Source organism: Clostridium chauvoei, from assembly GCF_002327185.1.
Taxonomy (GTDB): domain Bacteria; phylum Bacillota; class Clostridia; order Clostridiales; family Clostridiaceae; genus Clostridium; species Clostridium chauvoei.
The window spans coordinates 237,360-262,687 of sequence record NZ_CP018624.1 but is presented as its reverse complement, the minus strand read 5'-3'; the positions used below and the strand labels follow the sequence as shown (position 1 = coordinate 262,687).

Sequence of the window (25,328 nt, the reverse complement as noted above, 5' to 3'; positions counted from 1 at the left end):
ACATCCCCCTTTTTATTTTCTCTTAAATAATTTCTTTAATGACGCAAAGAATCCTTCATTCTCTTCTCTTAAATCCATTAGAGGAACTTCTTCTCCTGTTAGCCTTTTTGCTATATTTCTAAAAGCTTGTCCTGACATAGACTTTTCATCTAATACTATTGGTTCACCTTTATTAGTTGAAACTGTTATATTTTTATCATCCGGAACAACTCCTAATAATTCGATAGATAAAGTTTCTATTATGTCTGAAATATCTAACATATCTCCTCGTTGAGTCATTTCGTAATTTAATCTGTTTATTAAAACTGAATGTTCTTCTAAACCTTTTGCATCTAATTTTCCGATAACTCTATCCGCATCTCTAACTGATGTTATTTCTGGATTTACAACTACAACTGCTCTATCAGCTCCAACAACTGAATTTTCAAACCCTTGCTCTATACCTGCCGGACAATCTATTAAAATATAATCAAAATCTTCTTTTAAGCTATTAACTAGCTTTAACATATCTTGTGGTCTAATATCATCTTTATCTTTTGTTTGAGCTGTTGGTAATAAACAAAGATTTTGATATCTCTTATCTTTTATCAATGCTTGTTTAAGTCTACATCTATTTTCAATAACATCTGTTATAGTATAGACTATTCTATTTTCTAAGCCCATTAATACATCTAGGTTTCTAAGCCCTGTATCACCGTCTACTACTACTACTTTTTTACCTAGTGCAGCTAGAGCAGTCCCAATATTCGCTGTAGTTGTTGTTTTTCCAACGCCACCCTTACCTGACGTAATAACTATCGAAATTCCCATTTTTTATCCCTCCAACGTTAATATATATATTTATTTGGCAAATAAGGTTCTACAACTATTGTATCATCCTTAATCTTCGCAATTTCTGGATATAATGGTTTAGAACTTTCCTCTGGTGATATTGTAATAATATCTTCTATTTGAAGAATTTCTGGTTGAAGACTAAAAGCTGAAATTATCGCTTTTTTATTCCCAGATGCTCCGGCATGTACTTTCCCCTTTATTGTTCCTAAAACTACAATATTTCCTCCAGCATGTACCTCTGCCCCATTATTTATATCCCCTATTATGACAATATTCCCCGGGTAATTTATTAGTTGCCCGCCTCTTACTGTCTTTTTTATAAATTTTGTTTTACCTTCGTATACACCATTAAAGATTTTACTGTCTTTTTCTTCATCTTTTTTGTATTCCTCAAAGGTACATTCTTTAATTAAAATCTCTTCAAAAAGAGTATCTTTTAATTTTTTAATATCAATTTCATTTACCTTGTTAAGGTTTGCTGTGATTTTAAGTGAAGAACCTTTATAAAAACTTTTCCCAGCAGTTAACTTATCAATTAATAAGTCTAACATTTCGTTAAAGTTACTAAACTTCTCCATCTCTATTATGGCATTGATACCTTCTTTATTACCTCTTATTTGAATCCTGTCATCCATAATTGGTCACCCTCCACCAACTCGTATAAATTCTAAAACTATAATTATTTAATAATTTATTCCATATTTATAATTATACCTTTTAATTATATCATTAAACAACAATAAATAATATATTAAAATAAAAAATAAGGAAACCTTGACTAATGCTAGGTTTCCTTATTTATTTTTTAATATTATTGTGCTTTATCTTTTGTTTTATCTACATCATCTTTAGGTTTATTATCTTTTAATGGACAATCTACCACATACTTTTTAAATGATGCTGATTTTGCTGCATAATTTGGATCCATTTTTAGTAATTCATCCTTAAAATATGACTCATATATAGCTCTTGCTATAGTAGCTGCTGAACTACCTTTTTTACCATCATAAACTGTTGTAAATACTACAAGTTTAGGATTTTCTAATGGAGCAAAGCTTAAGTAATTACCATAAGGTTGTCTTCCTAAGAATCCATATTGTCCAACCTCAGTTCCTTCTGTACTAAAATCGGCCGTACCTGTCTTACCCCCTACTTTAAATGGGAAATTTCCAAAACATTGATAAGCCACACCATTGGCAGGATCTGTATTAACTCCATACATTCCCTCTTTAATCGCTTGTACATTATCAGGTGAAATATTTATAGTATCTAAAACTTCTGGCTTAAATTCTTGCATAACTTCACCTGTAGGCGATGTTATTTTATCCACCATGTGAACTTTATATCTTGTTCCTCCATTTACTAAAGTAGCCATATAATTTGCTATTTGTACTGGAGTAAATGCATTCATACTTTGTCCTATTGAATCGTAAACTATTTGTGCTGCTGAAATAATTTCTGTAGTTTTATCATCAATTGTAAATCTAGCAATAGCTTCTGCTACTGATTCAACTTCATCATCTAAGTTTACCTTTTTACCATTTTTAACTTCGTATGCTTTTACTTCTTCTTTGTATTTATCTGATACCTTCATAATATTCTTAATATCTGGTTCTAACTCTTTAGCGAAGTTATCAGTATCTCTTCTTTGTTCTTTAGTTCCAACCTTTCCTAAGGCAGTTGTTATTTTATCTTTTAAAGCTTTCTTTGCATCCATTAGTTCTTCACTATCTGATTCTGATTTTTCAATATCTAATGGTACAAAGTACACACAACCATTATAATTACCTGTTTTTAAGTAATCCACTAATTGGAACATAACAGATGGTATAAATCTATTTTTCCAAGACTCAAAATTATAAGTCTGTCCAAAGTTTTCATTTACCTCTAATCCAGTTGATGCATTTTGTTTGCTTTCTGGGTCAACACCTAATCCAAATTTCCATGCATATTTTGCTATACTATCTAAAGCTCCAATATTAGCACCATTTTTCATATATAATCTATATCCAACTTCATAATAATAATAGTTACATGAAACTTGTAAAGCCTTTCTTAAATCTGTTGCTCCGTGAGTAGATCTTGATGTTGTATATATCATACATTGTGGAGCAAAGCCTTCTCCTAAGACATCTGGATGTTCCTTAAACTCTCCTCTATCTACTATAATTTCATTTGGAGTTATAACTCCTTCTTGTAATCCTATTATTGATGTTAATGGCTTAAATACTGATCCTGGAGGTATTAACCCTTGTGTAGCATAATTGAAGAAGCTTCTAGGATAAATATCATATTTATCTTCTCTTAATCCTGTTTCTTCATTTAAAGGAAATACGCCATTTAATCCCCCTGCGGCATTAGTTTTTGCTATATATTCCTTACCAAATGAATCTAAATCAGGACTAAAATATTTTTGTGTTTCCTCTGGTGTTAAACTTCCTGGAACTGAAAATAAATTAGGATTATAGTCTGGATAACTAACCATAGCTATAATTCTTCCTGTATTAGCTTCTATAGCTACAGCTGCTCCTCTTGTTGCTCCTATTTGTCCTTCTTGTCTTATACGCTCTAAAGTATCTTTCATAGCTTCTTGAGCTGCATATTGAACCCTTTTATCTATTGTTAAATGAACATCGTTTCCTGGATATGATTCTAATTTAAAAAGTTCTTCAGTAACTCTACCTTTTGAATTTACCTTAACGGTTGTACCACCTTTATCACCTTTAAGTTCATTTTCAAAAGCTGATTCTATACCAGAAACCCCAATTAAATCTGATGATACATCATAGCCTCTTAACTCATAATTCTTTTTATTTGAACTATCAATTGATGATACATATCCTATAGCTGCTGAAGCTAAATTATTATAAGGGTAGTATCTTATTGGCTCTAGTGTAACATCTATACCTGGTAGATCATTAAGTTTTTGATAAATTATGAAGGCTGTATCCTTCTTTATATTAGAAGAAATATTAACAGCTCTATATCCTTTAAAACTCTGCATTTTTATTGCATCTTTAATAACCATATAATTTCTTATATCGTAAATTGAGTATTTTTGAAGGAGTAACTCTGTCATTTCTTTGCCACTCATATCATCAAAAGCTTTTTGCTCTTCTTTAGTAGGTTCAGAATTTATAAGTTCATATATATTATAAATTTTTACTAACTCATAAAAAACATCTTGCGAAGAAATTTTTAGTAATTCTTCATCTACTTTTGCTACTTCTTCATCTGTAAAATCTTCTTTCTTATTACCATATAATCTTTTTTCTATATTCTCATTTAATCCTCTATCTCTTTTAAAACGTAGTTCTACGCTTTTTCTTACTTCTGCATCTGATGACTTAAATTCATAATAAAATTTCGAATTACTATCTATCTTTAGTAGTAAATCATCTTGAAATTTTTCCCCATTATCACTTAATATCTTAAATACAGAATCCATTGTTCTATAAAAATATTTTTCCGATTCTTCTGCATTTGTATATGTCAAAGCATAAGTTTGGATATTCGTAGCTAATATATTTCCTTCACTATCATATATTTTACCTCTTGGTGCCTTTTCTGATATGAATCTTGTTGAACTAATATCAGCTTTTTCCTTATACTCTTCATTTTTATAAACTTGAATATATATAAGTTTTGAAATTATTACAAAAAAGATTATAAGCATTATGATATTTAGCCCCAAATATCTAGATATAGTCCTTTTCTTTTTGAGTCCTTTTACTATCATTTAATCCTCCATGAATTAATACTATATTCATTATCACAAAGTTTAAATACAAGATTATAGAAAATAAACATTACAACAGTATTATATATTGTTGAAAACAATGCTATATTAATATTTAAGTATTGTTTACTAAATCTAAAAATCACATATATAAGTAATACCTTTAATAAAGATGCTACTAATCCTGTTATTACAGGTATTAACTTTCTATTTTTATAAATGTTTTCTCCTATAATTGCAGCTAAATAACATAATAACATGTTTGATAGTGCATTTACTCCAAACATATTATAAAAAAATATATCTTGAAGTATCCCTGCTAAAACTCCTATAAATATAGCTTCTTTTTTACCTTTAATAATAGAATACGCTATAGCAAACATAAATAATAAACTTGGAAAAGCTCCTTTTATTGCTAAAAATGGCATAAGAGAATTATCTAAAATTAATAGTCCTATTGAAATTAAAATTAAAATCCACTTTTTCATATACTACCTCTTAATTCTTGTATTTTATTTCTCTTGTTTCCTTTGGAACAACTACAAATAATTCTTCAAGTTTATTAAAATCTACATATGGTTTTACTATAGCACTTTTCATTACTTTAACATTATCAGTTTCTACTGATATTACTTCCCCAATTCTAACTTCTTTTGGATATATTTGTCCTAACCCCAATGTTAATATTACATCTCCTTCTTTTATAGCTGAATCCATTGGAAGGTTTGTTACTTGAGTTAGATTTTGATTATTATGATCTCTATATCCTTTTAAGATACCAGTAGTTTCTCTTGTACTATTTACCATTACAGAAACTGCTATATTCTCATTAATCAGACTTTCTACAATTGCCCAATTAGAGCCTGTAGATGTAACTTGACCAACTAATCCTTTGTTAGCAATCACTACCATTCCTTTTTTTAAACCTTGGTCTTCCCCCTTATCAATTATGTATCCATCTGTGAAATTTCCGCCACTGTATCCTATTATTTCACAACCTAAATAATCATAATTATTTTTAGAGTTTTTAAAGTTTAAAACTTCTCTTAATCTTTCATTTTCGTCTTTTAATTTATCATATTCTAGTAGTTTGTTTTCAAGCTCTATGTTTTTGTTAGCTAAATCTTCATTTTCCTGTTTAACTTTTGAAAAATTAAAAACAAAACCCAAACTACCTTTTATTTTGTCATTAATTTTATAGACTACCTTTTGCAAAGGACTAACCACACTACCTACGCCACTAGATACTATATCTTTTTGTTGACTACTAACTGTATATACAATTACGCTTAAAAAGGCAACTGACAGCACTATTATAGTAACTGCCAGTTTGTTTTTGAAAAACTTCATTATTGCCCTCTTTGAGTTTTGCTTAATTCATCAAAATTATCTAGGGCTTTTCCTGCTCCTAATACAACACAATCAAGTGGTGTTTCTGCTATATGAACAGGCATATTTGTTTCGTGGTTAATAAGCATATCTAGTCCTTTTAATAAAGCTCCTCCACCAGCTAGCATTATTCCTTTTTCCATTATATCCGCTGCTAATTCTGGTGGTGTTTTTTCTAAAGTTGTTTTTATAGATTCTATAATAGCATAAACAGGTTCTTTTAACGCTTCTCTTATTTGATCTTCTGAAACTGTTACTATCTTAGGTAATCCTGTTACCATATCTCTTCCTTTTATATCCATAGTCTTAACTTCATCATCTATCTTATATGCTGAACCTAATTCCATTTTAACTTGTTCTGCAGTTCTTTCACCGATCATTAAATTAAATTCTTTTTTGATATATGCTATTATTGATTGATCTAATTCATCTCCAGCAACTCTTAATGATTTGCTTGTAACTATTCCACCTAATGAAATAATAGCAACTTCTGTTGTACCTCCACCGATATCAACTATCATACTTCCTGTTGGTTCTCCTACTGGAAGTCCAGCACCAATTGCAGCTGCCATTGGCTCTTCCATAAGAACTACGTCTCTTGCTCCTGCATTTTTAGTTGCTTCTTCGATTGCTCTTCTTTCAACTTCTGTAACTCCTGATGGGTAACACACAATTATTCTTGGGCTTGTAAAAGCACTCTTGCTTATTACTTTTTCTATTAACTTCTTTAACATTGTTTGTGCAACGTCAAAATCAGCTATAACCCCATCTTTTAATGGTCTTATTGCCACTATATTTCCTGGTGTTCTACCAATCATTAACTTTGCTTCTGCTCCGACAGCTAGAGGTTTTCTAGTTGCACTATTTATTGCTACAACTGAAGGTTCACTTAATACGATTCCCTTACCTTTTACAAATACAAGCGTATTTGCTGTTCCTAAATCTATTCCCATGTCTTTATTACTACTGAAAAATCCCATTTGAATTCCCCTTTCGCTTAAATTATTCCTTTTTCTTTTAAACTTATAAATTTGTCATTTCCTATGATTATATGATCTAATAAATCAATGCCCATAATTTTACCACATTCTTTTAATCTTATGGTTATATTTATATCTTCTTTACTTGGAGTTGGATCTCCTGATGGATGATTATGACACACTATTATATTTGCACTGCTTCGCTTAATAGCTTCACAGTATATTTCTCTTGGATGTACAATAGATGAATTAAGAGTTCCCTTAAATACATCTTTAAACCCAATAATTTTATTTTTTGTGTCTAACATTATTAATTTTAGAACCTCTTGGTTAGAATTTGCCATCTCATTCATAAGTAAGTTTGCTACATCCTTTGGTGAAGAAATTTTTTTGTCCTCTTTGTTCGCTCTTAATGTGTTAAATCTCTTAGATAGTTCTATCATTGCAATTAATTGACTAGCTTTAGTATTTTTAATACCTTTTATGCTTGTCATATCTTTAAAATTACTATTAAATAACCCATCTAATCCTTCAACTTCAGCAAGCAATCTAGTGCTTAATGAAATAACATTTTCTCCTCGTGTTCCTGTTCTAAGTATTACTGCTAATAACTCAGCATTGCTTAAACTTTCAGGTCCTATAAGTAATAGTTTCTCTATAGGTCTCTCGTTCTTTGGTATATCACTAACTTTAATATTAATATTCATTTAACACTCCTTATTAATAATATACCCATCCCTATTTATATAACTTTTTTAATCATTTTATTAAGGATATTTAAAGGCAATCCAACAACATTGTAGTAACATCCATTAATGCCTTCTACAAATATGCCTCCTAATCCCTGTATTCCATAAGCTCCAGCCTTATCTAGCGGCTCTCTAGTTTTTATGTACTTTATAATATCCTCATCTGTTAAATCCGAAAACTTTACTTCTGTATAAATACATTCTTTTTCTATTTTTTTATTATCTGTATTTAAAATAACTACTGCTGAATAAACTCTATGTGTTTTTCCGCTTAGTAATTTTAACATATTAAATGCATCTTCTTCATCTTTTGGTTTTCCTAATATATTGTTATCTAATGCAACAATTGTATCAGCACCTATAATAACTGCTTCATCATTTGTAGTTTTTGCTACGTCTAAAACCTTGCCTTGTGCTAATTTAATAACATATTCAGAAATATTATAACCATCAAAAGAAATACTTGATTCATCAAAATTACTAACTTTTATATCAAAATCAGTTATTAATCTATGTAGTAATTCTTGTCTTCGTTCTGAGGCTGACGCTAAAATATACTTCAAATCATCACATCCTATTTGTACATATTTTATAGTATTGCCAAAAACATATATTTCTTACACATAATAAAGTAAAAAATTTTTCAAATGTGTTAATTTAAAAATATAAAGGCAAAGCCATATTATCCCTATTACTATATCCCATATAGTTTATCATTATATAGTAATCGAAACAAGTGACTTTGCCTTTCTTTATTTAATTTTTATTTATTTGTAATATTTTATCCAATTATATCCATTTACTACAATTTTACTTTTTATATTTTACTAATATAGTGTAAATATACTGTAATTCTACAATAACGTTTACTTTTTTCAATTCGTCTGGTAATGCTCCTATATGTTCTTTAAATTCGTTTACTAATTCAAAATTTTCCCCTTCCTTTATTTCAGGTAAATCTTTTGTCCATGTTTTAAAATCAGTAGTTTTTACCGCCTTTACTTCTTTATCATTTAAAGCGTTTATAATATCTAAATATCCATCAGTAATTGCAGCTATTTGACTTTGAACTTCATCACCTTTGTTTAATACAAATTTCATTTGAGCATTTGTTACTCCTTTTTTAGTTAGTTCTTCAGATACTTTGTTACCTTGCTCTTCATCAAATATTCCTGCTGAAACTCTAAATTTCGAATCATCTGCTAATATAAAAGAATTATAGTCACCTCCTACATCACTTAAAGCTTTTTTAGCATTATCTTCTTTAGAAAATAATCCACATTGTACAAAACTAAAAGTTTCTTCTTTCCCCTCTTCTACTGTTACTTGCTGCTGAGTAGGTGTTTCTATTACAGTATTTATAGATCCATCTTCTTTTACTGGAATAAACTTAAATATTATCTTTGCTATTACTAATCCAATAATTCCAGCTGCCACTATAGTCATGATTATGGATGTAGCAAAACCTATTCCATTTTTCTTTTTCTTGTATTGATATTTGGTGTACCTCATACTCCTCCCCCTATCTTTAAACTCATATTAATGTATATTACTAAATAAACAATAATATTCATTATGTAAAAACTTACATTTTTTCCTCTCGTATTTAGTATAACACCCTTAATATTTTATGTAAATTTTTCCATGAAAAAATCTCTTTAAAATCCTTTATAGATTTTAAAGAGATAAAAAACATTTTATTTTAAAGCTTTTAACACTTCTTTTAAATATTCCCAAACATTCTTAACTGATTCTATGCTCATATGTTCCTGTGGTGTATGAACATCATAAAGGTTAGGCCCGAAGCTTATCATATCTAACCCACCTAGTCTTTCATTAAATAATCCACATTCTACACCTGCATGAATAGCTACTATATTAGCTTCTTTTCCATACATTTTCTTATATACATCTTTACATAGCTCTCTTAATTTAGACTCACTATTATATTGCCATTCTGGATATCTTGCACTTGTTTGGAATTTTACATTTAATAATTCAGCTATAGTTTTACTTCTTAATATTATTTCATCCTTTAATGATGCAACTGAACTTCTTATTGCACTATCAAAAGTAACTTGATTTCCTATTGTTTTAACTACTCCAATATTGGTTGAACTTTCTACTAAGCCTTCTATTTCAACACTTCTAGTGTTTATTCCATTTGGTATTAAATATAAAAGATTTACTACTTTTTCAGTAGTTTCTTTAGAAAATACTTTTTCTACTTTTTCATTAAAATTATCTGCGTTAACTTTAATTCCAGAGTCTTGAGCTTTTAATTCATTTAATAAAATTTCTTGCCACTTTTCAACTAAGGATTTAACTCTATCTTCATCAGATTTTGAAATAGAAATTACTGTATCCATTTCTCTTGGAATTGCATTGTCTTTAGATCCACCATTTAATGATACTAATCTAAAATCTACTTCTGAAATTAAATCTTTTAGAATTCTTCCCATTATTTTGTTGGAGTTTCCTCTTTCTTTATTTATCTCCATACCTGAATGACCACCTTTTAGTCCTCTTACTGTAAGTTCTAAAAGAATAGTATCTTCATTAGCAACTTCTTCTTCTATTTCTACTATAAATTTACTTCTTATTCCACCAGCACAACTAACTAATAAATCGCCTTCTTCTTCATTATCTAAATTTATTAGAAGCTTTCCATCGATATGTTCTTTTGAAATAGCCATAGCACCTGACATTCCTGTTTCTTCATCAGTTGTAACTAAAACTTCTAATGGTGGATGTGGAATGTCTTTTGAATCTAATAATGCTAATGCATATGCAATAGCTATTCCATTATCAGCTCCTAAAGTAGTGTCTGTAGCATATACCATATCATCTATAACTCTTAAATTTAATGGATCCTTCTCAAAATCATGGTCAGTTCCTTTATTTTTTTCACAAACCATATCCATATGTCCTTGAATAATTACAGTTTGTGAATTTTCATATCCTTTTGTTCCAGGTTTTTTTATAATAACATTTAAAGCTTCATCTTGAATAACTTGTAAATTTAAATTTTTTGCAACTTTAACTAAATAATCACTTATACCTTTTTCATTTCCTGACCCTCTAGGTATTCTTGAAATTTCTTCAAAATATCTAAAAACATCATGTGGTTCTATATTCTGTAAAATATTCATTTTTATATCTTCCTTCCTGTTAAATTATGTTAGAATTAATATATAAGAATAAGTATATCATAATATATATAATACTTAAAATTAAATTAATTTTAAGTATTATATATTATTTTTATAATCTATAAATTAATTCATTAATATTATTAATTTGTGAGGTGTTTTTATGCAAAAGACTAAGATGATTTTTACAATTGGCCCCGCTAGTGACAATGAAGAAACCTTAAAAGAATTTATAAAAATTGGAATGAGCGCTGCTAGACTAAATTTTTCTCATGGAACTCACGAAACTCATAAGGAGAAAATTGATCTTTTAAAAAAGGTACGTAAAGAATTGAATTCCCCAACAGCTATAATCTTAGATATAAAAGGTCCTAAAATTAGAACTCATAACTTTATAAATGATGGTGTAGAACTGCGCACTGGTGATGAATTTACTTTTGTTTGTGGTGAAGAACTTTTAGGTAATACTGAAAGATGTTCTATTTCTTATGATGAACTTTATAAAGATGTTGTAGTTGGAGGAGAAATATTAGTTGATGATGGCTTACTACGATTTGAAATTATAGGTGTCGAAGGAAAGCAAATCAAATGTAGAGTTACAGTTGGAGGTATGATTAAAAATCATAAGGGAGTAAATGTACCAAATGTGAGTATAAACTTACCTTCTATTACTGAAAAGGACAAGGAGGATTTAATTTTTGGCTGTCAAAATCAAATCGACTTTGTTGCTGCATCCTTTATAAGAAAGGCTTCAGATATTGACGATGTAAGAAAGGTTTTAAAAGCTAACAGCGGAGATTCCATTCAAGTAATTGCTAAGATTGAAAATCAAGAAGGTGTTAATAATATAGATTCTATTATTGAAGCTGCTGATGGTATTATGGTTGCAAGAGGTGATATGGGAGTTGAAATTCCTATAGAACGTGTTCCTATTATACAAAAATCTATAATAAGAAAATGTAATCAAGCTGGTAAAATTGTAATAACAGCTACTCAAATGTTAGATTCAATGATAAGAAATTCATTACCTACACGTGCTGAAGCTTGTGATATATGTAATGCTATCTTTGATGGTACCGATGCAATAATGTTAAGTGGTGAAAGTGCTAGTGGTAACTTCCCTATTGAAGCTGCTACTACCATGTCAAAAATAGCAAAGGAAACAGAAGCTCACTTAGATTATAATTATTTAAATAAGAGATTAAAAGAACCTGGTTTAGAAGACTTTTCAGAAGCTATAAGTTATTCTGCATGTAGAACTTCAAACCTACTTAATGCAAAAGCAATAGTTGCTGCTACTACTAGTGGTGCAACAGCAAAACTAATTTCTAAATATAGACCTAAATGTCCAATTATAGCTATAACTCCAAAAGAAGAAGTTCTTCGTAGTTTAAACTTAAACTTTGGTATATTCCCTAAATTATGCGAAGTCTTTTCAACAACTGATGAGATTTTATCTGAATCTAGAAGGATTGCTAAGAGTTGTTCCTTTGCAAATGAAGGTGATGAAATTATAGTTGCAGCCGGTATGCCTACTATACAAACTGGTGGTACAAATATGTTAAAAATAGAAAAAGTTTAATATAAAAAGGAATTTAGCCAAGCTAAATTCCTTTTTTTAAACTTATTTTAGAACATCCCTTTAAATAAATCTCCTAATGAAACACCTTCATCACTATCATTATATTTAAGATATTCTTTTGATTTTTCCTCTGCATCTTTTATAGTTAATGCAATCTTTTTATTTTCTTTATTATAATCTAAAACTTTAACTTTAACCTCTTGGCCAATTGTTAAAACATCTGATTGTTTAGCTATATGTTCTTCTGTTATTTCACTTAAATGTACTAGCCCTTCAACTCCTGGATATAATTCTACAAATGCACCAAATGAAAGTAATTTAACTACTTTACCTGCTAATACATCTCCAACTTTTAAGTTGCTTGTATTTACTACCCATGGATCACTACTTACATCTTTTAATATTAAAGAAACTCTTTCTTTAGTTGCATCTATTTGACCAATTACAACTTCTACTTTGTCATTAACATTAACTACATCTTCAACTCTTTTTACTCTACCCCAAGCTAAATCATTAATATGAATAAGTCCTGTTATTCCGCCAATATCAACAATAGCTCCTACTTTTAATATTTTTTTGACTACTCCATTTCTCTTTTCTCCAGCTTTTAAACTGTTCCATATTTTTTTCTTATTTGCTTCATAAATTGCATCTTCTAAAACTCTTCTTGAAGCAACAACTCTTCTATTTTTAAAATCAACTTCTGTTAACTTAACTTCTAAATCTTTTCCTATTAAAGTCTTTAATTCTACTCTTTCTCTTGATGCTAAAGACGCTGGTATAAATACTCTAGTAGATCCATAATATGCAACTAATCCACCCTTTACTTCTTCTTTAACTTTTACATTTATAACTTCTTCATTTTTAAAAGCTTTAACTATTTGATCTTTTTCAACTACTGCTAAAGCTCTTACTCTTGAAAGTAATACATATCCTTCTCCATCATTAGGTGAAATAACATATACACTAATCTTGTCTCCTGATTTTACGACATCACATGGATTTTCTGAAGTTGTTGTTAACTCTTCTTTTGATATAACTCCATCAAAAGCATAATTAATATTTACTGTAACTTCTTTATCATTAACATCTATAACTTTACCTTCTAATATATCACCTTTATTTATTCGCTTTACATCAAAGTCATTTAGTAACTCTTTCATTGAATTTTCACCCGTTTGGTTAATCATGTATTCTTCACTCCTTGAAACTATACTTTATTTCATTATAAATATAATTTTAAGCTAATATGTTATTGATTACAAGAGTATAAATTACTAATACTGTTAATTATTATCCTATGTTATAATATGAGAAAAATAATATTTTTTATTAAAGGTTATAATATACCTCTTTATATATTTTAATTTATCTTTATATATTAGATATATTACGATATTTATAGTTATTTTATACTATTGTTAGTTAAATTCCTATTTCAGCCTAAAATTGCCTAAAATGAACTTTGAAGGATTTTAATACATAGTATAATATAGGTTTATAATCTTTTCTTGGAGGTGAACAACTATAAAGAAATACTTAACTAAAAAAAATAAGTTTTTATTAACATTTTTTCTTACATTAATTTTTTAATATCTAGTTTTACTATAGATACTTTTGCTATATTTTCTTCAATCACAGGTGGAGAAAATGTTGTTCTAGCTGCTTCTTCGTCAAGTAAAAGCAGTTCTTCAAGTAAGAGTAGTTCATCAAGTAAAAGTAGTAGCTCTAAACCCAAAAGTTCTAGCAACTTTAAAAGTGGAAGTTTTAAATCTAATAATAATAGTTCTAAGTCTTCTACTACATCTAAAGATTCAGATTCTAGCAAAAAAAATACTGGTGGATTTAAATCTGGTAGCTTTAGTGAATCTAAAAAAGATGAAAATAATAGCTCTAAGGGATTTAGTAGCGGATCTTTTTCAACAACTAATAATGATGATAAAAATCAAACTACAACCCAAGATAAAGATTATAAGAGCAATACAAATAAAAATAATGATAACTCGGGAAGCCCCTTTAGCTTTTTCCCAAGCAGACGTTACTACAATTATGGTTACGGCAGAGGCTTTTCACTTGGAACAGTCTTTACCATCGCTATTATATTTGTATTAATAATTATCATAATTAAAATTTATTTAAAGAAAAGAAAATATTAAATTTAAAATATCCAGGAGGTTTATTATGGGAATTTTTAATAGGATGTCAAATATGTTTAAATCAAAGGTTAATTCTGCTTTAGATGAAATGGAAAATCCAATAGAATTACTAGATCAAAAAATTAAGGATATGGAAGATCAACTTAATAAAGCAAAATTAAACTCAGCTCAAATTATAGGTAATGCTCATGAAGTTAAAAGAAAAATGGATGCTACTGAATTAGAGGTTAATGACTTAGAATCAAAAGTTAAATTAGCATTATCTAAAGGAAATGAAGATTTAGCTAAAAGAGCTTTAGCTAAAAAGATTGAAACTGAAAAGAAATTTAATAAATTAAAAGAAACTTACGAAACTTCAAGAAATCAAGCTGATGCAATTAAGAAAAATTTATCTGATTTAGAAGATGAAATAACTAGAACTAGAAGTTATAGAGATGAAGCTGCTGCAAGATTTAGTAATGCTGAAGCAAGCAAGAAAGTTAACGAAGTACTTTCTAATGTTCAAACAAAATCAAATTCTATAAAAATAGATGATATTGAAAGAAAAATTCAAAAGCAAGAAGCTTTAGCGAAAGGCCTAGGTGAACTTAGAAATACCGATACTTTTGATAGCGAGTTTGAAGCACTAGATAGTGTGGATTTAGATTTAGAACTTGAAAAATATAAAAATTCATAAAATATAAAAGGTGATATAAATGGCTAATAATTCAGATTTCATAAGGGAAGAACTTGAACACTTTGGAAAAATATATACAGATTTAACTTATGGTATAAGTGAAGTTTCTCCTTTTTTAGATGAAAATGAACTACTTAAAAGAAAATATTACTCTAAAATAAGCATTCTAAAAACCTATATAGAAAAATTAAATACAGCCTCAAGTACATCAAGTAAAAAAAAGTTCTTTAATTTTTTAAGCTCTGATAATTCTTATAGAGATGTAGAAAATTATAAAAATCAAAATAAAGATGCTTTTTTACAATTTGAAAGTTGCTCTAAATGTGCCTGTTTAAATTGTGTTAGAGATTGTGAATTTAAAGGGTGCTTAGGATGTAGACCTGATTCATATATAAAAAAATGTGATAAAGAAAAAATCAATATTAGAACTCATAACAACTTCACCTTAGATTTAACCAATAATAATACTGGAAAAGCTAGTAAATACAAAGTATTAGCTACCCTTGAAGATAAAGAATTAGATAAATTATATATAATTCTTGAAAATATAATGGATACTAGTGATAAATTCATACTTTATTATTATCCATCAATTTCTTCTGATGAATTTGGTGAAATCACTAATGCTGATGAATTCGATTTTATTGTTAATACTTTTGAACAATCTGATTACTAATATTAAAAGATGCCACAAATTTATTTTGTAGCATCTTTTATTTTTTACTCTCTTATAAACATCCACTGATTTTCTGTAGACATTTCTTTATTAAAGGAATAGCCTTCTTCTGAAAAATTCTTTATCATCTCTATATCTTCTATTTGATTTTGAATTATATATCTACTCATAAGCCCTCTTGCCCTTTTTGCATTTAATGAAATTATTTTATATTGTCCATTTCTCCACTCTTTGAAAACTGGCGTAATAATCCTTATTTCTGAATTTTCTTCAATTCCTTCTACAGCTTTAAAATATTCTTGTGAAGCTAAATTTATAAGTATTTTTTGTGAATGTGTATCCAATTCTTTTATTAAACATTCTCTTAAATCATTTCCCCAAAAACTATAAAGATCCTTATTATCATTTACTTTTATTTTAGTACCCATTTCTAATCTATATTCATTTATCCCATCAAAAGGTCTTAATACTCCGTATAGTCCAGATAATATCCTAAGATGACTATTGGCATAAAATAAATCTTCTTCTGTAAAACTACCTACATCTAAAGCTCTATATACATCCCCCTTAAATGCAAGTAAACAATGTTTAGCTTTATCTAAACTCTCTGTCCATTCTTGAAATCTATCTTTATTTAAAATTGCTAACTTATCACTTATCTTCATAAGCTTTCCTATAGCATAAGTATCTAATTTTTTTAATTCCTTTATAATAAATTTTGATTTAGTCAAAAATCTAGGTTCACTCATTGGAATATTATTATTTGCTCCATCACAATCTAGATTTTTTGCTGGAGATATAACTATTAGCATATTAAACCACCTCTCTTATCTATATATTTATCATAATACCATTATCGATAATTACTTTCAATTAATTATTTTTATCATTCTTTTATATAAAAATAAGGATCTGCAAAACAAATCCTCATAAAAATTCTACTTTATATTTTTTTCATTTCAGTATAACAATAGTTTATAATATCACTTCTTTTTATTATACCTATAAATGTTCCTTCATCATCTACCACAGGAACAAAATTTTGAGTTGTTGCTAATGATATTAAACTTTCTACATCAGCATTAATGGATACACTTCTATGTTTTCTTTTACGTGGTATATCTGTAACTTTTACACTACCTGTATTTTTAAAGTTTAATTCTGGCGTATTCTTAAGTTTCCATAATAAATCACCTTCTGTAAGGGTTCCTACATACTTTCCTTCTTTATCTATTAAAGGAATTGCTGTATATCCATGATGTTCCATTCTTTCTATTACTTGTCTCATTGTTGCATCTAAATATTCATATATAACTTCGTTCTTAGGTGTTAAAAAAAACGCAATATTCATTATTATCCTTCCTCTTACACATTTAGTGAGTCATCTAAAGTATACAATATCTTTATTGCATTTACAATGTAAATGTTGTAATAAACATATTTATTATTAATTCATCAATCATACTACTTGTTTATTTTATAATAGTAATTCATATATTCAACTTCGTTTATTATAGTTGAAATTTCTTTGTATACTTCTTGACCACTTATTGTTTTCTTTATTTGTACTTCATTTAGTACTCTACTATCACACTTTGGACATTTACCTAAAGATACAAATCTCCAACTCATTGCTTTAAGTGGAACTTCAATCTCAACTTCTACATTACATTTAGGACACTTTTGTTCTACAAAATCAGTATCTATTTGAAAATCTTTTAAGTTTTTTATTTCTAAGGCTGGCATATTATATACATCTTTAATTATATAATTCTTGACTATTCTCGAATTGTATATAGCTTTAAAAACATAAGATGTATAAATAGCATCATTTAAAGCATCATGTAGTTTATTCTGGTCAACTCTTATCTTTAAGTCATCTAGTGCATTTTTTAGACTTAATGATTTTTTCTTCGCTAGTATTTTAGTAGAATACTCTTGTATATCTAAATAATTGTTAATCCAATTTAAATCATTATATTTATGATATATAGCATTTCTTATTATCTCTGCTATATCATCTTTAGCCCAAGAACATATTATATCACCCTCATTAATAATATTTCTTAACATATTTATTCCCTCTTCAAAGGAAACTCCTCCATTTAAATCCTCCTCTTTTATTTTTGTAATTTCTAATACCTTAGGATTTAAAACTGGAAGAACTGTAGGCCTTATATAAGTTTTAAACTTATATAATGGTTTCATATAATTATCTAATTTTATTGCACCAATTTCTATTATCTCATTCTCAATCTCTATATCTCTCAAATTGGAATATTCTTCATATATGTCGGGATAATACTTAGTTATCCCTGTTAAATTATTAAACTCTAAATCAATTATTATAAATGCCATATATTGTACCCTTTCCCCATTTATGCTTATAGGTATATTATGACATTAATTAGTAGAAAATTCATTAGTTACTTTTATTAATTTCATATATTTTTTAGAAATAATAGCTATCTTGCCCTTATTAATTACTTTTAATATAGAAAATCCCAAGAAAATATATCCTTGAGACTTTCTATAATAAAATCTTTAATTATCTTTAAACTCTATTCCTGCTAATTTCATTAAGTGAATTGCATTTTGCGTAGTACTTCTGCCTAATCTAAGCTTATAATCAAATTTTATTTTCCCTTTTTCATAGTACTCTTGGAAATTATAGTTTACAAGCCAATCCTTAGATTTTTCTAAATCACATAATTCTAAATCATGTGTTGAGACAAGTCCTATGCCCCCTAAAGTAACTAATTGATTTATTAATACCTTAGCCCCTTCATGTCTATCCATTGAATTAGTTCCCTTAAATATTTCATCTAGTAAAAATAATACTTTTTCTCCATGCTTAGATGCTTCTATTACATTTTTAATTCGAAGAATTTCTGCGTAAAATGATGATATACTTTCTTCTAAATTATCTTTAGTCCTCATACACGTATATATACTAAAAATTCCGCAATTAAATTCATCACTATATGTTGGTGCACCAATATATGCTAATACCAAGTTAACTCCAATAGTTCTTAAAAAAGTACTTTTACCTGACATATTAGATCCTGTAATTAATGCTACCTTTTCTTTACCATTAAGATTAAAATTATTTGATTTCGCCTTTACCCCTAACATTGGATGTCCTATATTTTTACCATATACCTCACTACTATCTAAAATATTTGGATAACTCCAATTATTAAAATCATATGATATATTGGCAATACTAGCTAACGCTTCAAATTCTCCCATTGTTTTAAGCCATTCTTCTAAGTAGATTCCATTTCTTTGTCTCCACTCTTCTAGATTCCTTAAAATAAAAGTATCTGATAACATAATTACATTTATTATTAGATAATATGCATTAGAAGAACTATCTCCTAGCCAATCTACTAATTCTTTTAATGCTTTAATTTCTTTAGAACAATTTATATTAGAATTTTTAAGTTTGAATTTCAATTCTTTTAATATATCTGATTCAAAATCTTCTTCATCTATTAATTTTAATATATTTCCATATGCTTCAATATCATTTTTATGTTTATGGAATAACTGTATAACTTCATTTAATGGCTTTGTTAAAACTTTTACTACTAGATAATTAAGCATAAATACTAAAATTAAATACGTAAAAGGTATTTTTTTAACTGCAACTAAAAACATGGATACTATAGTTAAAGCTATAAAGAAATATGGAACAAATTTCAAACTAGAACCTATTTGTTTCTTTTCTTTTGCCCATTTTAACAGCTCATCAACATCTGTTTTTCCACCTTTATTAAAGGTAGATTCAATAATAAGCTTTTGTCTCCACTCTACTTTGCTAGCAAGCTCACTAACCCCTTTTTGTTTCTTATTTATCTCTTCTCTAGTAGGTAGCTTATTTATTCTCAACATATCTGAAAGTGCTTTTCTTCCAAACTTTGTTTTAGTAGAGTTAATCCATTGAAATAATGAACTCTTTCCGAATATATCTAAGTCATCAACAAATCCATGTTTCTCGTTTAAATATTCACTTCCTGTATCTTTAAACTCTCTCCATGTTCCATTAAGTCTCTTTAATCCATCTTCATTTATTTGTATAAAGATATCATTTTTTCTCTTTTCTTCAATCTTTTTATTATGAAAATAAGCAATTAAAAGAAATAAAGCTAAATATACAATTATTTCAATAAATATTTCTATAGGTTTATTAGCTTTATACAGCATATAAGTTGTAAATATAGCTAATATAACTAGTATAAGTCTGCTAACTGAAAAAATAGATATTTTTTTCTTTAACTCTTCTTCTTTTAAATTACCTTTATCTATATTTTCTTTATAAAATTTTTCAGAATTATTCATTTCCCACACCCCTCCACCCTTATTTTACCACAATATGTTATTTTAATGCTTCTAATATTTTATCTAAATTATATTTCATACCGTCTAAATAAGTTTTATCTTCTTCTTTAGTTTCTAAACTATATATTTTTTCAACTTTTGCTCCAGCTTCTTTTGCTAAAGTTTCTGATTCTTTAGAGCTAGCAGTTGACTCACTAAAAATAGTTTTTACTTTATTTTCTTTACAGTAATTCACTAAGTCTTCTAATGTTTTTGGAGTAAGTTCACCTTCTCCATATATATCTGCTATACTCTTTTGAGTTAATCCAAAATCTCTACAAAGATAACCAAAAGCTGCATGACCAGTTATAAAGTCTTTATTGCTAATTCCTTCAAATTTAGTTTTATAATCTGAATATACCATTTCAAAATCTTTCTTTAGGGTATTAAAATTAGCTTCATAAAATTCTTTGTTTGCACTATCTTTCTTAACTAAAGCATTCTTTATATTTTCTGCTTGTTTAGTTGCTTCTTTTAAACTAAGCCAAACATGTGGATCATCTTTTCCATCAGTTTTAAGTATATTAACTCCAACGCTTGAATCAACTATTTCTATATCTTTATTTCCTATTGTATCTAATACTGAATCAATCCAATGTTCCATTCCTAAACCATTGTATATAAAAACATCACTGTTGTTAATTGCTTCTAAATCTTGTGGTTTTGGCTCAAAATCATGAGGTTCGCTTCCATCTGGAATAATTGAAGTTACTTGTATCTTATCCCCACCAATAATTTCTGCAAATTCTTTTAAAGGGCTTATTGTAACTCCAACCCTTAACTTACCTGTTTCCTTGTTTGGTTGTTTTTTATTGCTACATCCCATTGCTGTCATCATACCTAATATTACTAAACTTATTGCTACTAATTTCTTTTTCATAATCCACCTCTTCAAATGCAAATGATTTGCATTATATTTTGGTATAATTTTACCTTCCCTTTTTATTATTGTCAAGATTATAAACAAATATAATTTTTATCTAATTCTTTATTTTCTAATATTTGCTTTTCTCTATTTTGGCAGGTGAATATTAAAAGCTGATTAAACTCATGTTTATATAATGCTATTAATACTTTTTTAACTCTTTCATCATCATATTGAACGAATGCATCATCTAAAATTATAGGAACAGCTTGGTTTTTATATAGAATATCTATAAAGGCTAACCTTAATGAAAGATATAATTGATCATTAGCCCCATTGCTTAAAAGCTCTCCTGGAAGTAATGTATTATTTTTATCTCTAACTTTTATTTCGTAAGAATCCGAAACCATAACTTCACTATATTTATCATTACTAAACTCTTTAAAATAACTTAATACCTTTTCATTAAGCATAGGTCCAAAGTTTACTCTAGCCTCTCTAAATGACTCTTCTAATGTCTTTATTGCAATTTCAGTTGCTTTTAATTTTTTTTCATTTTTATTAATTTTAAAAGTAGTATTTTCTAATTCTTCTTCTATAGTAGATAAATCTCTTTTTCCTATGAATTTAGTATTTATTTCATTTTCTACATCTTTAATAGCTTTTTCAACTTCTATTAATTCATTAGATTTTTCTTTTATCTGAGTGTCAATTTCTTCTTCTGACGTATAGGAGTAACTTATATCTTCATTTATTATATCCTTAAGTTCCATCTTAATTGACTCAATATCTTTTCCCTTAGTCAAAACTTTATAAGTTTCCTCTATAGTTTCTAATGATCTCTTTAAGTCTTCCCTTTGAAGTACTTTATTTTTTATTTCTAATAATTTTTCCTCTAAATTAATTAACTCTAAACTTCCTAAGCCTATTTCTTCTAACTTATCTTTTAATCTCTCTTCTCTTATATTTAATTCTTCCTCAAAACGTTCTATAGACTCTTTTTCCTTTTGTATTTCTATCTTTAAAGATAATAATTCTTTATTTACTAATTCATATCTTGATAACATATTTATTATTTCATCTATATTTTCTGTTTTAGCTAAATTAAAAATATATTGTAATTTTTTAAGATTTTCATTATATTTTTCTTTTATTTTATTTATATCTATAACTGCCAACTGCATTTCTTTTTCTGATATTTTTATTTTTTGTTTATCTTCATAAGCAACAAAGTCATCAAAAACCTTTAATTTTCTTATAAAGTCCTCATAATCATTTGCTTTAACTTGATTTTTATAACTAAATAAACGTTGTTCTATTTCTGATATTTCTTTATTCATATCTTCAATATCAAATGTATTTTTTTTATTATTTTCATGACCTTTAAGATTTACACTAATATCAAAAGTTCTTTTACCAAACAATATAGATATTAATACTAAAGGAATTATTATAAAAATATTACTTGGAAATAATGTTATAGCGAGTATTATTAATAATATTGATGTAAAAAAAATAACTCTATTTAAATTTAAATCCCTTTTAATAGCTTTTAAACTACTTTGTTCTAATGATTTCGAGTTATAGTTTTCCATTTTGAATTTTAACTCTTTTAATTTATCTTCATATAGCTTTAATAAATTAGATATATTTTCTCGTACATCTTTAAATTTTATTATGTCCCCTATGCTCTTTTTTCTATTTTCTATTTCTAAACTAATATCTTCAATATCTTTTTTCAAAACATTATAAACTTTAAGCTTTTCTTCTAAAACTTCCTGCTCCATAGTAATTCTTAAAAACTTTTCTTTTATATTCTCATCTAATTCATCTATAAATAACAGTTCTTTAACTTCATCTCTTTTTTCATTATAATAATTTTCATCTATGTTAATTTTTTCATAACTTTGAGCTTTTAAATCTAATAAACTTAAATACAAGGAATTTTCTTCTTTAATATCATTTAAGACTCCTAAATCAATTACTTCTCCTTTTGGTGAAATAGATGCTTCTATATATCTCTCCTTCTTCTTAAGCTCTTCACTTTTCTTAAGATACTCTGTAATTTCTTCATACTCTTTTTGAAGTTTAATTTTCTTTCTGTATTTTTTATAGATATCTAAGTTTTTAAGTTCTTTTCTTAAAAATTTTCTTTGATCTTTTAATAAAATAATCTTTTCTTCATTGTCTATATTTTGCTCTGATAATTTGTATCTTTCATATCTTTCTTCTAATAAATTAGAATGTTTAATTCTTAATAAATCTAATTCTCCATTCTTTCTAGGTGTAGTTAACGTCTTTTTAATAAACTCTAACTTCTCCATAGCTTTTTGAATAGATACATTCTCATTTCCACTTCCTAATAGATTTGCAGCCTTCTCCATTATTTCATCTTCTTTATCTTTTCCAACTGAAACCCCTAATTGGCTAATAAATAATGTTCTAACAAATGTTGATGAGTTAACTTCTAAAAAATATTTCCCCGGTTCATCCTTAGGAATTTCATTTACAACTTCTCCAGATAAAGCATCTAAAATTTCTGATGTATCCTCTTTTTTAGATAGTCCAAAACTTCTTTTTATTATGTAAAGCCTTCCTAAATGCTCTATATATAATTCACCACGTATTTTTTCTCCTGAAAGCGGAGAAAATTTTAATCTTTCATTATTTTTTATGTCCTTGCTTCTTCTAGAACTCATTCCAAATAACCATATCTTTATAAAGTTCTGAATAGTACTTTTTCCTGCTTCATTTTCTCCATATATGATATTTACACCAGTAGAAAAATCTATTGTTTTATTAGTTACCCCAGCAAAAGCTATTATATTTACTTTTTTAATAATCATCTATTTTCACCTCCTCTTCAGAAAGACATTGCATACCTAATTTAATAGCCATCTTGATAATTTCTTTATCTGACTCCTCTGCATCTTCTAATTGTTCTAATAGTTTTTTAACAAAAATTCCTCTTACTGAAAAATCTCTTGCTATCTCTGTATAATCTAACTTTACCTCTGTATTATCCACTATTTTAACAAAATAAAAGTCTTCTTTTATTTTATCTAAAACAATTTCTTCTTTTAAATTAAAAGCTCCATCTAGCTCCCCAATTAAATTAATCTTATATAGATTTTTTTCTCTTTTTTCTTTATCTATGGAATCTAGAATCCTAAATTTTATTTCTTCATATCCTACTGAATCTGTAACATTAATTTTTTCAACATAATAATTTCTCTTAGATGTTTTAGAAAATCTTAAATCTACTGCTCCTTTAGAAACTTTTCCTATTATTATTCCCTTATCTCCTAATTCATCAAATCCACGACCTTGTGGACACCCTGAATATGCATAGCATGTATTTCTCTCTCTTAAAATCCCACTATATCCATGTCTATGACCTAATGCTATATAATCTACATTAGACTCTCCTATTTCTTTTAATGTAATAGGATTATATTCATTTCCACCTTCTACATTAGAAATATCTCCATGTATAACAGCTATATTTATATAATTCTCTACCGCTTCAATTCCTTTAAGTAAACTTTTTTTCACATGTTGAAAATTAAATCCAGCACCCCATACGACTGTTTGCAATTCTTCGATGAATACTTTTTCTATTTCTCCCTTAAAAATATGGACATTTTCTGGCCAATCTATCATTTTATAAAATGACTTTTCATGATAAGGATCATGATTTCCTGGAGAAATAAAAACCCTAACCATAGGTATCCTTTGCAACTGATTTTTTATAAAACTTAAAGTTTTCTTATTAACTGTTAAATTATCAAAAATATCTCCTGATAATAGAAAAATATCAATTAGCTCTTCTTCACATATATCTATTATTTTATTAAAAACTTCTAATAACTCCTCTTTACTTATTAATGCAAGTTTATTGCTTAACTCTTTAAATGGAGTATCAAAATGTAAATCACCACATTGTAATATCTTTACTTCTTTCATTTAGATCACCTTCTTTCGAACTTCTGTTCTAATTTTATCATAAATAATTTTCATATACAACGAAAAGGAGCCGTTGCAAAATGATTTTTAATCATTTTGTTATGGCTCCTTTTTTATTTATAATAAAATATTAATTCCTAATGAGAATACTTACAATTATATAATTTAATAGACAAAAAGA

At 27.5% G+C, this 25,328-nt stretch carries 22 protein-coding genes; 3 read left to right on the top strand and 19 right to left on the bottom strand.

Translation table 11 applies throughout. The features are described from left to right. Positions 1-12: 12 nt before the first annotated feature. The 10 genes from minD to BTM21_RS01250 form a co-directional block, all read right to left on the bottom strand. Positions 13-810 carry a septum site-determining protein MinD gene (gene minD, locus BTM21_RS01295; RefSeq protein ID WP_021876532.1) on the bottom strand — a complete coding sequence of 266 codons (798 nt, stop codon included), beginning with the start codon at positions 808-810 and terminating at the stop codon, positions 13-15. Positions 811-827: 17 nt separating this feature from the next. Next, on the bottom strand, positions 828-1,472 hold the full coding sequence (gene minC, locus BTM21_RS01290; protein WP_096145310.1) for a septum site-determining protein MinC: 645 nt from the start codon (positions 1,470-1,472) through the stop codon (positions 828-830). Positions 1,473-1,645: 173 nt separating this feature from the next. Then, positions 1,646-4,573: a penicillin-binding transpeptidase domain-containing protein gene (locus BTM21_RS01285; RefSeq protein WP_079481612.1), complete on the bottom strand. Its 2,928-nt coding sequence runs from the start codon at positions 4,571-4,573 to the stop codon at positions 1,646-1,648. Further along, entirely contained in the window at positions 4,570-5,061 is a 492-nt protein-coding gene (gene mreD / locus BTM21_RS01280) for a rod shape-determining protein MreD (RefSeq protein WP_021876535.1), read from the bottom strand. The genes BTM21_RS01285 and mreD overlap by 4 nt, the downstream gene beginning before the upstream one ends. Before the next feature lie 10 nt (positions 5,062-5,071). Beyond that, a complete protein-coding gene (gene mreC / locus BTM21_RS01275) occupies positions 5,072-5,923 on the bottom strand; it encodes a rod shape-determining protein MreC (protein ID WP_079481613.1) in 852 nt (283 codons plus the stop codon). After that, positions 5,923-6,942, bottom strand: coding sequence for a rod shape-determining protein (locus BTM21_RS01270; protein ID WP_079481614.1), 1,020 nt, complete (start codon positions 6,940-6,942; stop codon positions 5,923-5,925). The genes mreC and BTM21_RS01270 overlap by 1 nt, the downstream gene beginning before the upstream one ends. Before the next feature lie 17 nt (positions 6,943-6,959). Next, positions 6,960-7,649 (bottom strand): RadC family protein, encoded by a 690-nt coding sequence (gene radC / locus BTM21_RS01265; protein ID WP_079481615.1) that lies wholly within the window; start codon positions 7,647-7,649, stop codon positions 6,960-6,962. A gap of 35 nt (positions 7,650-7,684) precedes the next feature. Further along, the gene (locus BTM21_RS01260; protein WP_021876539.1) at positions 7,685-8,254 is read right to left on the bottom strand and encodes a Maf-like protein; all 570 of its coding nucleotides are present in this window, start codon (positions 8,252-8,254) and stop codon (positions 7,685-7,687) included. 247 nt (positions 8,255-8,501) lie between these two features. Continuing rightward, positions 8,502-9,203 (bottom strand): SPOR domain-containing protein, encoded by a 702-nt coding sequence (locus BTM21_RS01255; RefSeq protein WP_096145309.1) that lies wholly within the window; start codon positions 9,201-9,203, stop codon positions 8,502-8,504. A 185-nt stretch (positions 9,204-9,388) separates the two neighbouring features. Further along, positions 9,389-10,843 carry an aminoacyl-histidine dipeptidase gene (locus BTM21_RS01250; protein WP_021876541.1) on the bottom strand — a complete coding sequence of 485 codons (1,455 nt, stop codon included), beginning with the start codon at positions 10,841-10,843 and terminating at the stop codon, positions 9,389-9,391. A gap of 163 nt (positions 10,844-11,006) precedes the next feature. Between BTM21_RS01250 and pyk the strand changes: the two genes are divergently transcribed. Beyond that, entirely contained in the window at positions 11,007-12,425 is a 1,419-nt protein-coding gene (gene pyk, locus BTM21_RS01245; protein ID WP_021876542.1) for a pyruvate kinase, read from the top strand. A 47-nt stretch (positions 12,426-12,472) separates the two neighbouring features. Here the strand turns inward: pyk and rpsA are convergent, their stop codons facing one another. Beyond that, the gene (gene rpsA / locus BTM21_RS01240; RefSeq protein ID WP_079481616.1) at positions 12,473-13,615 is read right to left on the bottom strand and encodes a 30S ribosomal protein S1; all 1,143 of its coding nucleotides are present in this window, start codon (positions 13,613-13,615) and stop codon (positions 12,473-12,475) included. 386 nt (positions 13,616-14,001) lie between these two features. Then, positions 14,002-14,253 carry a hypothetical protein gene (locus BTM21_RS13605; protein WP_161493119.1) on the bottom strand — a complete coding sequence of 84 codons (252 nt, stop codon included), beginning with the start codon at positions 14,251-14,253 and terminating at the stop codon, positions 14,002-14,004. Between the two features lie 353 nt (positions 14,254-14,606). Between BTM21_RS13605 and BTM21_RS01230 the strand changes: the two genes are divergently transcribed. Then, on the top strand, positions 14,607-15,257 hold the full coding sequence (locus BTM21_RS01230; protein WP_079481617.1) for a PspA/IM30 family protein: 651 nt from the start codon (positions 14,607-14,609) through the stop codon (positions 15,255-15,257). A 19-nt stretch (positions 15,258-15,276) separates the two neighbouring features. Beyond that, entirely contained in the window at positions 15,277-15,933 is a 657-nt protein-coding gene (locus BTM21_RS01225; RefSeq protein WP_021876547.1) for a hypothetical protein, read from the top strand. Positions 15,934-15,977: 44 nt separating this feature from the next. Here the strand turns inward: BTM21_RS01225 and yaaA are convergent, their stop codons facing one another. The 7 genes from yaaA to BTM21_RS01190 all read right to left on the bottom strand — a co-directional run bounded on the left by yaaA (position 15,978) and on the right by BTM21_RS01190 (position 25,147). After that, the gene (gene yaaA, locus BTM21_RS01220) at positions 15,978-16,745 is read right to left on the bottom strand and encodes a peroxide stress protein YaaA (RefSeq protein ID WP_021876548.1); all 768 of its coding nucleotides are present in this window, start codon (positions 16,743-16,745) and stop codon (positions 15,978-15,980) included. Between the two features lie 131 nt (positions 16,746-16,876). Next, the gene (locus BTM21_RS01215) at positions 16,877-17,284 is read right to left on the bottom strand and encodes a CBS domain-containing protein (protein ID WP_021876549.1); all 408 of its coding nucleotides are present in this window, start codon (positions 17,282-17,284) and stop codon (positions 16,877-16,879) included. A gap of 113 nt (positions 17,285-17,397) precedes the next feature. Next, positions 17,398-18,291: a 3'-5' exonuclease gene (locus BTM21_RS01210; protein ID WP_021876550.1), complete on the bottom strand. Its 894-nt coding sequence runs from the start codon at positions 18,289-18,291 to the stop codon at positions 17,398-17,400. A gap of 186 nt (positions 18,292-18,477) precedes the next feature. Beyond that, positions 18,478-20,277: a MutS-related protein gene (locus BTM21_RS01205; RefSeq protein ID WP_079481618.1), complete on the bottom strand. Its 1,800-nt coding sequence runs from the start codon at positions 20,275-20,277 to the stop codon at positions 18,478-18,480. Between the two features lie 37 nt (positions 20,278-20,314). Then, a complete protein-coding gene (locus tag BTM21_RS01200; protein WP_021876553.1) occupies positions 20,315-21,196 on the bottom strand; it encodes a metal ABC transporter solute-binding protein, Zn/Mn family in 882 nt (293 codons plus the stop codon). A 77-nt stretch (positions 21,197-21,273) separates the two neighbouring features. After that, positions 21,274-24,027 (bottom strand): AAA family ATPase, encoded by a 2,754-nt coding sequence (locus BTM21_RS01195; protein ID WP_079481619.1) that lies wholly within the window; start codon positions 24,025-24,027, stop codon positions 21,274-21,276. Next, on the bottom strand, positions 24,017-25,147 hold the full coding sequence (locus BTM21_RS01190) for a metallophosphoesterase family protein (protein WP_021876555.1): 1,131 nt from the start codon (positions 25,145-25,147) through the stop codon (positions 24,017-24,019). The genes BTM21_RS01195 and BTM21_RS01190 overlap by 11 nt, the downstream gene beginning before the upstream one ends. Positions 25,148-25,328: the final 181 nt, after the last annotated feature.

Excerpts from the sequence above, each read along its gene's own strand:
- rpsA (WP_079481616.1), bottom strand. The coding sequence starts at position 13,615 with ATGATTAACCAAACGGGTGAAAATTCAATGAAAGAGTTACTAAATGAC.
- mreD (WP_021876535.1), bottom strand. The coding sequence starts at position 5,061 with ATGAAAAAGTGGATTTTAATTTTAATTTCAATAGGACTATTAATTTTA.
- BTM21_RS01205 (WP_079481618.1), bottom strand. The coding sequence starts at position 20,277 with ATGAATAATTCTGAAAAATTTTATAAAGAAAATATAGATAAAGGTAAT.
- BTM21_RS01285 (WP_079481612.1), bottom strand. The coding sequence starts at position 4,573 with ATGATAGTAAAAGGACTCAAAAAGAAAAGGACTATATCTAGATATTTG.
- minD (WP_021876532.1), bottom strand. The coding sequence starts at position 810 with ATGGGAATTTCGATAGTTATTACGTCAGGTAAGGGTGGCGTTGGAAAA.
- BTM21_RS01195 (WP_079481619.1), bottom strand. The coding sequence starts at position 24,027 with ATGATTATTAAAAAAGTAAATATAATAGCTTTTGCTGGGGTAACTAAT.
- BTM21_RS01215 (WP_021876549.1), bottom strand. The coding sequence starts at position 17,284 with ATGAATATTGCGTTTTTTTTAACACCTAAGAACGAAGTTATATATGAA.
- BTM21_RS01255 (WP_096145309.1), bottom strand. The coding sequence starts at position 9,203 with ATGAGGTACACCAAATATCAATACAAGAAAAAGAAAAATGGAATAGGT.
- radC (WP_079481615.1), bottom strand. The coding sequence starts at position 7,649 with ATGAATATTAATATTAAAGTTAGTGATATACCAAAGAACGAGAGACCT.
- yaaA (WP_021876548.1), bottom strand. The coding sequence starts at position 16,745 with ATGCTAATAGTTATATCTCCAGCAAAAAATCTAGATTGTGATGGAGCA.
- BTM21_RS01200 (WP_021876553.1), bottom strand. The coding sequence starts at position 21,196 with ATGAAAAAGAAATTAGTAGCAATAAGTTTAGTAATATTAGGTATGATG.
- BTM21_RS01250 (WP_021876541.1), bottom strand. The coding sequence starts at position 10,843 with ATGAATATTTTACAGAATATAGAACCACATGATGTTTTTAGATATTTT.
- BTM21_RS01230 (WP_079481617.1), top strand. The coding sequence starts at position 14,607 with ATGGGAATTTTTAATAGGATGTCAAATATGTTTAAATCAAAGGTTAAT.
- mreC (WP_079481613.1), bottom strand. The coding sequence starts at position 5,923 with ATGAAGTTTTTCAAAAACAAACTGGCAGTTACTATAATAGTGCTGTCA.
- BTM21_RS01225 (WP_021876547.1), top strand. The coding sequence starts at position 15,277 with ATGGCTAATAATTCAGATTTCATAAGGGAAGAACTTGAACACTTTGGA.
- BTM21_RS01190 (WP_021876555.1), bottom strand. The coding sequence starts at position 25,147 with ATGAAAGAAGTAAAGATATTACAATGTGGTGATTTACATTTTGATACT.
- BTM21_RS01210 (WP_021876550.1), bottom strand. The coding sequence starts at position 18,291 with ATGGCATTTATAATAATTGATTTAGAGTTTAATAATTTAACAGGGATA.
- pyk (WP_021876542.1), top strand. The coding sequence starts at position 11,007 with ATGCAAAAGACTAAGATGATTTTTACAATTGGCCCCGCTAGTGACAAT.
- BTM21_RS01270 (WP_079481614.1), bottom strand. The coding sequence starts at position 6,942 with ATGGGATTTTTCAGTAGTAATAAAGACATGGGAATAGATTTAGGAACA.